This window comes from Nocardioides sp., assembly GCF_035547795.1.
In the GTDB taxonomy this organism is placed as follows: domain Bacteria; phylum Actinomycetota; class Actinomycetes; order Propionibacteriales; family Nocardioidaceae; genus Nocardioides.
The window spans coordinates 1-6,708 of the sequence record NZ_DASZUF010000137.1 but is presented as its reverse complement, the minus strand read 5'-3'; the positions used below and the strand labels follow the sequence as shown (position 1 = coordinate 6,708).

General features: G+C 72.1%; 6 protein-coding genes and 1 pseudogene. 4 read left to right on the top strand and 3 right to left on the bottom strand.

Annotated elements, in window-relative coordinates:
• Positions 1-274: pseudogene (locus VHA72_RS09270) on the bottom strand (hypothetical protein); the annotation flags it as partial.
• Positions 259-1,422, bottom strand: a complete 1,164-nt coding sequence (locus VHA72_RS09265) for an NADH:flavin oxidoreductase (protein ID WP_325574488.1) — start codon at positions 1,420-1,422, stop codon at positions 259-261. The pseudogene VHA72_RS09270 and the gene VHA72_RS09265, both read right to left, overlap by 16 nt.
• Before the next feature lie 45 nt (positions 1,423-1,467).
• Here VHA72_RS09265 and VHA72_RS09260 point away from each other — a divergent pair, with 45 nt between their 5' ends.
• Complete coding sequence (locus tag VHA72_RS09260) at positions 1,468-2,361, top strand: SDR family oxidoreductase (protein ID WP_325574486.1); 894 nt, start codon at positions 1,468-1,470, stop codon at positions 2,359-2,361.
• Here the strand turns inward: VHA72_RS09260 and VHA72_RS09255 are convergent.
• Entirely contained in the window at positions 2,309-3,352 is a 1,044-nt protein-coding gene (locus tag VHA72_RS09255; RefSeq protein WP_325574484.1) for an LLM class F420-dependent oxidoreductase, read from the bottom strand. The genes VHA72_RS09260 and VHA72_RS09255 overlap by 53 nt on opposite strands.
• A 54-nt stretch (positions 3,353-3,406) precedes the next feature.
• Between VHA72_RS09255 and VHA72_RS09250 the strand changes: the two genes are divergently transcribed.
• The 3 genes from VHA72_RS09250 to VHA72_RS09240 are packed head-to-tail and all read left to right on the top strand — an operon-like array spanning position 3,407 to position 6,611.
• On the top strand, positions 3,407-4,393 hold the full coding sequence (locus VHA72_RS09250; protein WP_325574482.1) for a Zn-ribbon domain-containing OB-fold protein: 987 nt from the start codon (positions 3,407-3,409) through the stop codon (positions 4,391-4,393).
• Positions 4,390-5,445 carry a thiolase family protein gene (locus tag VHA72_RS09245; protein WP_325574480.1) on the top strand — a complete coding sequence of 352 codons (1,056 nt, stop codon included), beginning with the start codon at positions 4,390-4,392 and terminating at the stop codon, positions 5,443-5,445. Before VHA72_RS09250 ends, VHA72_RS09245 begins: the two co-directional genes overlap by 4 nt.
• Positions 5,442-6,611, top strand: coding sequence for a thiolase family protein (locus VHA72_RS09240; protein ID WP_325574478.1), 1,170 nt, complete (start codon positions 5,442-5,444; stop codon positions 6,609-6,611). The genes VHA72_RS09245 and VHA72_RS09240 overlap by 4 nt, the downstream gene beginning before the upstream one ends.
• The last annotated feature ends 97 nt before the right edge of the window (positions 6,612-6,708 follow it).

Sequence of the window (6,708 nt, the reverse complement as noted above, 5' to 3'; positions counted from 1 at the left end):
TGCCCCAGTTCCGCACCCGACCGGTCGCGCTCAGCCGGGTGCCGTAGGAGCCGTCCAGCTCACGGGCGCGCAGCCGGGCGGTCAGCGCCTCCACCTCACGGCGTACGGCCTCGATCTCGGCGTCGTCGACCTCGGTGCGGATCACCGCATCCACCAGGCCCCGCACCGCCTGCGCCAGCGGCCCGACCACCGCCGCCTCATGGTCGACCTGCGCGTCGCTGACCTCGTCGCGGACGAACCGCGAGCGCATCCGCTCGTTCAGGCGAGGTGGCATTCGGTCCCCGTGTAGATCGTCGACATGCAGACATTGCAGTGGATGCACTGCGACCGTGTCGACCCGTCCGCCGCGATCCGTCGCAACAGGTCCGGCTCGCGCAGCAGCGCGCGGCCCATCGCGACGTACTCGAAGCCCTCGGCCATCGCGGTGCGCATCGCCGGGAGGTCGGTGATGCCGCCGAGCAGGATCAGCGGCATCGACAGCGCCTCGCGGAACCGTCGGGCGAGGTCGAGGAAGTAGAGCGGCCGCCACTCGTACTCGCGGAAGAAGCGGTGACCCGACGCCCGGATGCCGACCCGCAGCAGCGCCGGCATCGGCATCCGGGCCGCCATCTGCTTGACCGGGGCGGCGCCGCGAAAGAGGTACATCGGGTTCATCAGCGAGGAGCCGCCGGTCAGTTCGAGCGCGTCGAGGTGGCCGTCGGCCTCCAGCATCAGCGCGAACTCGACCGACTCGGGCAGGTCGAAGCCGCCTCGGTAGCCGTCGCGCATGTTCATCTTCGCCGTCACCGCGATCCGGTCGCCGACGGCCTCACGGACCGCCGCCACGATACGGCGGGGAAAGTCGGCGCGCCGGGCCAGCGACCCGCCGTACCGGTCGGTGCGGCGGTTGAGCCTCGGCGAGAGGAACGCGCTGGCCAGATAGTTGTGGCCCAGGTGCACCTCGACCGCGTCGAAGCCGACGTCGGCGGCATAGCGTGCCGCTCGGGCGTGGTCGCCGACGATCCGGTCGAGGTCGGCCGCCGCCGGAACCCGATGGAAGCGCATCGAGAGCGGGTTGAAGGCCCGGCTCGGCGCCAGGCTCGGGGCGCCGTTGGAGGCACCGTTGGCGACCGGTCCAGCGTGGCCGATCTGGGCGCTGACCTTCGCGCCGGTGGCGCGGATCGCCTCGGTGAGCCGGCGCAGCCCGAACAGCGCCTCGGGCCGCCAGTGGATCTGGTCGGCATGGGTGCGCCCCTCGGGCGAGACGGCCAGGTAGGCGACGGTGGTCATCCCGACGCCACCATCGGCGACCGCGAGGTGATAGTCGATCAGCCGGTCGCTGACCAGGCCGCCCGGAGTGGCACCCTCGAACGTGGCCGCCTTGATCACCCGGTTGCGCAGCGTGACCGGGCCGAGGACGGCGGGGCCGAGCGGATCGAGCACTCTCGGATTCAACCACGAAACGAGAACGCGTTCTAGTGTGCCTGCATGGGCACGTACGTCGTCACCGGGTCCTACTCCGGCATGGGCGCCGCCGTCGTCGCGCGGCTGCGGGCCGCCGGCCACGCCGTCCTCACGGTGGACGTCCGGGAGGCCGACGTCGTCGCCGACCTGGCCACCGCCGACGGCCGGCGTGCCGCGATCGAGGAGGTCCTCGCGCGATGCGAGGGACGGCTCGACGGCGCGGTGCTCGCCGCCGGCGTGGGGCCCGCGCGCGCACCGGGGCGGGTGCCGCTGATCTGCGAGCTGAACTACCTCGGCGTGGTGACCCTGCTCGAGGCGCTCCGGCCGGCCCTGGCCGCTTCCGGCTCCGCCAAGGTGGTGGTCTTCGCGAGTAACTCGACCACGACGACCCCGCTGGTGCCGCGCCGTGCCGTCCGCGCGCTGCTGGCCGGCGACGTACCGCGAGCCGCGGCGGCGTGCCGGCGCTACGGCGCGAAAGCGGCGCCACCGATGGCCTATGCGGCGTCCAAGATCGCCCTCTCCCGCTGGGTCAGGCGGCGCGCCGTGACGCCGGCGTGGGCCGGCGCCGGGATCCGGCTGAACGCGATCGCGCCCGGCGCCGTCCTCACGCCGCTGCTGGAGGCCCAGCTCGCGACGCCCGCCGAGGCTCGGCTGATCAGGTCGTTCCCGGTGCCGGTGGGCGGCTTCGGGGACGCCGGCCAGCTCGCCGACTGGGTGGTCTTCATGCTCTCCCCCGCCGCCGACTTCCTCTGCGGCAGCATCGTCTTCGTCGACGGCGGCTCGGACGCGTGGTTCCGTCCCGACGAATGGCCGGCTCCGGTGCCGGGCCGCCGGCTGGTCAGCTACGTCAGGCGGATGCGGGAGTTCAGCCGAGCACCTCGGCGACCCGACGCACCTCGTCGGCCGACCGCAGGCTGAGCAGCAGCGTGGTGACACCCGTCGACTCCCACTCCGCGACCCGCTCGCGGACCTCCGCTGCGGTGCCGATGATGTGCATGTCGTCGACCAGCTCGTCCGGGACCAGCGCGGTGGCCCGTTCCTTCTCGCCGCGCAGGTAGAGCTCCTGCACCTGGGCGGCCAGCTCCGCATGGCCCATCCGGGCGAACACGGCGTTGTGGAAGTTCTGCTCCTTGGCACCCATCCCGCCCATGTAGAGCGACACGAACGGCTTCATCGCCTCGATGACGACCCGCTTCTCGGCCGCACCGGAGACCACCTGAAGGTGGCAGGTCGCGGCGATCTCGAAGTCGTCACGAGTACGGCGCGCACCCGGCCGGGCGAACCCCTCCTCCAGCCACGGCTGGTACATCGGCGCACTGCGAGGGGTGTAGAAGATCGGGATCCAGCCGTCGGCGATCTCGGCGGTCTGGGCGACGTTCTTGGGCCCCTCGGCGCCCAGCCAGATCGGGATGTCGGCCCGCAGCGGGTGCACGATCGGCTTGAGCGGCTTGCCCAGCCCGACCGCGCCCTTCCCGGCGTACGGCAGCGGGTAGTGCGGGCCGGCGTTGGTCACCGGCGCCTCCCGGGCGAGCACCTGGCGGATGATCGAGACGACCTCGCGGGTGCGGGCCAACGGCCGGCCGAACGGCTGGCCGTACCAGCCCTCGACCACCTGCGGACCGCTCACGCCCATGCCGAGGATCATCCGGCCGCCGGAGAGATGGTCGAGGGTGAGGGCGTGCATGGCGATCGAGGTCGGCGCCCGGCCCGACATCTGCACGATCGACGTGCCGAGCCGCAGGCGCGAGGTCTCCCGGCCCCACCAGGCCAGCGGCGTGAACGCGTCACTCCCCCACGCCTCGGCGGTGAAGACCGCGTCGAACCCGGACTCCTCGGCCGCCGCCACCAGGTCGGCCACGCCCGTCGGGGGCTGCGCGCCCCAGTAGCCCAGCTGTAGTCCCAGCTTCATCCGCGTCCCTTCCGTCGTTGCGCCCAAGACTAGAACGTGTTTCACTTTTGTGTCATGACATCGACCGCAGAGGCGGTGCTGCATCAGCCGCTCACGCTCGAGTTCGACTACACCAGATCGCTCGGGCCGGTGCTCTCGCAGTACCTCTCCGGCCTGGCCGCGCGGCAGGTCATCGGGGGCGTGCTGTCCGATGGTCGCATCGCCGTACCGCCACCGGAGTACGACCCACTGACACACGCGCCGGTCACCCGGATGCAGCCGGTCGCCGACGAGGGCAGCGTGGTCACCTGGTCGTGGGTCGCCGAGCCACTGCCCGGTCAACCGCTGGAGCGGCCGTTCGCATTCGCCCTGGTGCTGCTCGACGGTGCCGACACGCCGCTGCTGCACGCGGTCGACGCCGGTGAGCCCGAGACCATGCGCACCGGGATGCGGGTGCGCGCGCGGTGGGCGCAGGAGCGGACCGGGTCGGTGCGCGATCTGGCGTGCTTCGAACCCGCGGGGACCGCGCCCGCGTCCGGGCCTGCCGAGGAGCCCCCCACCTCGGCAGGCCCATCCCCGGCGTCCGTGACGGTCGGTATCACCCCGGTCCGGCTGGCCTACGACTATGCCGCCTCGCCGGAGGAGTCGGTCTTCGGCCGCGGGCTGAGGGAGGGCCGGATCCTGGCGCAGAGCTGCCCGGTCTGCCACAAGGTCTACGTGCCGCCGCGCGGGGCCTGCCCGGTCGACGGGGTGCCGACGCAAGCGCCCTTCGACGTGGCCGACACCGGCATCGTCACCACGTTCTGCATCGTCAACGTGCCGTTCCTGGGTCAGCGGATCAAGCCGCCCTACGTCTCGGCCTACGTGCTGCTCGACGGCGCCGACATCGCGTTCCTCCACCTCATCCTCGGCGTCGAGGCCAGCAAGGTGCGGATGGGGATGCGGGTCCGGGCGGTCTGGAAGCCCGAGGCCGAGCGGAGCTACTCGATGGAGACGATCAGCCACTTCGAGCCCACCGGCGAGCCGGATGCCGACTTCGAGAGCTACCGGAGGCACCTGTGAGAGACGTGGCGGTGGTGGGCTTCGCCCAGCGGCAGACGCGGGCCTTCGACGGCTCCCCTAACTGCGTGGAACTGCTGGTGCCGATCCTGCACGAACTGTGGGAGCAGACCGGCTGGACGAAGGCCGACATCGGGTTCTGGTGCTCGGGCTCCTCCGACTACCTCGCCGGGCGGTCGTTCTCGTTCGTGACAGCGATCGACGCGCTCGGCGCCGTACCGCCGATCAGCGAGTCGCACGTCGAGATGGACGGCGCCTGGGCGCTCTACGAGGCGTGGCTGAAGATCCAGACCGGCGAGGCGGACACGGCCCTGGTCTACGGGTTCGGCAAGTCCTCGGCCAGCACGCTGCGCCGTACCCTCGCGCTCCAGCTCGACCCCTACACGCTGACGCCGCTGTGGCCCGACACCGTGTCGATCGCGGGCCTGCAGGCGCGGCTCGGGCTCGAGCGGGGCGCCTGGGACGAGAAGGCGATGGCCGAGGTGGTGGCGCGCTCACGGAGCAACGCCATCGGCAACGAGTACGCCGTGCGTCGCGGCGAGACCAGCATCGACGACGTACTCGCCCAGGAGATGTTCGCCGACCCGTTGCGCCGCTGGGACTGCGCGCCGGTCACCGACGGAGCGGCCGCAGTCGTCATCGCGGCCACCGACCGGCTGCCGGCGACCTGTCGGCGCCCGGCGGTGATCGTCGGGATCGCGCACAGCACCGACGCCGCCGACCTCGGGCTGCGCGACCTGCTGCGCTCGCCCAGCGCCGCCGCTGCCGCCTCGGGCGCCGGTGGCACCGAGGGCGTCCAGGTGGCCGAGCTGCACGCTCCGTTCAGCCACCAGGAGCTGATCCTGCGCCGCGAGCTGGGCCTGGCCCCCGACATCGCGATCAACCCTTCCGGCGGCGCGCTGGCGGCCAACCCGATGTTCAGCGCCGGCCTGATCCGGATCGGCGAGGCGGCCCGCCGGATCTGGTCCGACGAGGCGGATCGCACGCTCGGTCACGCCACCAGCGGCGCCGCCCTGCAACAGAATCTCGTCTGCGTGATGGAGGCATCGGCATGAGCAAGGTCCCGGCCGCCGTGATCGGCGTGGGTCAGACCCACTACCGCGCCAAGCGCGAGGACGTCTCCATACCGGGGCTGCTGCGGGAGGCGATCGACCGCGCGCTCGCCGACGCGGAGCTCACCTTCGACGACATCGACGCGGTGGTGGTCGGCAAGGCGCCGGACCTGTTCGAGGGCGTGATGATGCCCGAGCTGTTCCTGGCCGACGCGATCGGCGCGGCCGGCAAGCCGATGCTGCGTGTCCACACCGCCGGCTCGGTCGGCGGCTCGACCGCGATCGTGGCCACGTCGCTGGTCCAGGCCGGCGTGCACCAGCGCGTGCTGACGGTGGCCTTCGAGAAGCAGTCGGAGTCCAACGCGATGTGGGCGCTGTCGATCCCGGTGCCGTTCACCATGCCGGTGCACGCAGGCGCCGGCGGCTATTTCGCGCCGCACGTACGCTCCTACATCCGCCGCTCCGGCGCTCCCACCGAGGTCGGCGCGATGGTGGCGGCCAAGGACCGGCAGAACGCGCTGCGCAACCCCTATGCGCACCTGCGCAACCCCGACACCACCGTCGAGTCGGTGCTGGCCTCGCAGGTGCTGTGGGATCCGGTCCGGTACGACGAGACCTGCCCCTCCTCCGACGGTGCCTGCGCCATGGTGATCGCCTCCGAGGCGGCCGTCGCGGCCTCGGGCATCGCGAACCCGGCCTGGATCCACGGCACCGTGATGCGCTCGGAGCCGCTGGCCTACGCCGAGCGCGACCAGGCGAACCCGCGCGCCGGGCGCGACGCCGCGGCGTACCTGTGGCGGACCACCGGCATCACCGACCCGCGCGCCGAGATCGACTGCGCCGAGATCTACGTGCCGTTCTCCTGGTTCGAGCCGATGTGGCTGGAGAACCTCGGCTTCGCCGGCGAGGGCGAGGGCTGGCAGCTCACCGAGGCCGGCGTGACAGCGCTCGACGGCGACCTGCCGGTCAACATGAGCGGCGGCGTGCTCTCCTCCAACCCGATCGGCGCCAGCGGCATGATCCGCTTCGCCGAGGCCGCGCTCCAGGTGATGGGCGAGGCCGGCGAGCACCAGGTCGACGGTGCCCGGCGCGCGCTGGGGCATGCCTACGGCGGCGGATCGCAGTTCTTCGCGATGTGGGTGGTCGGCTCGGCGCCCCCGAGCAACTGACCGGCCGTTGAGGAGTCACATTCGGGGGGGGGGGGGGGGGTTCGGTGGTTGGTCACACCTGCCTCATCGGTCCCGTAGACATCGGATGTAACAGCTG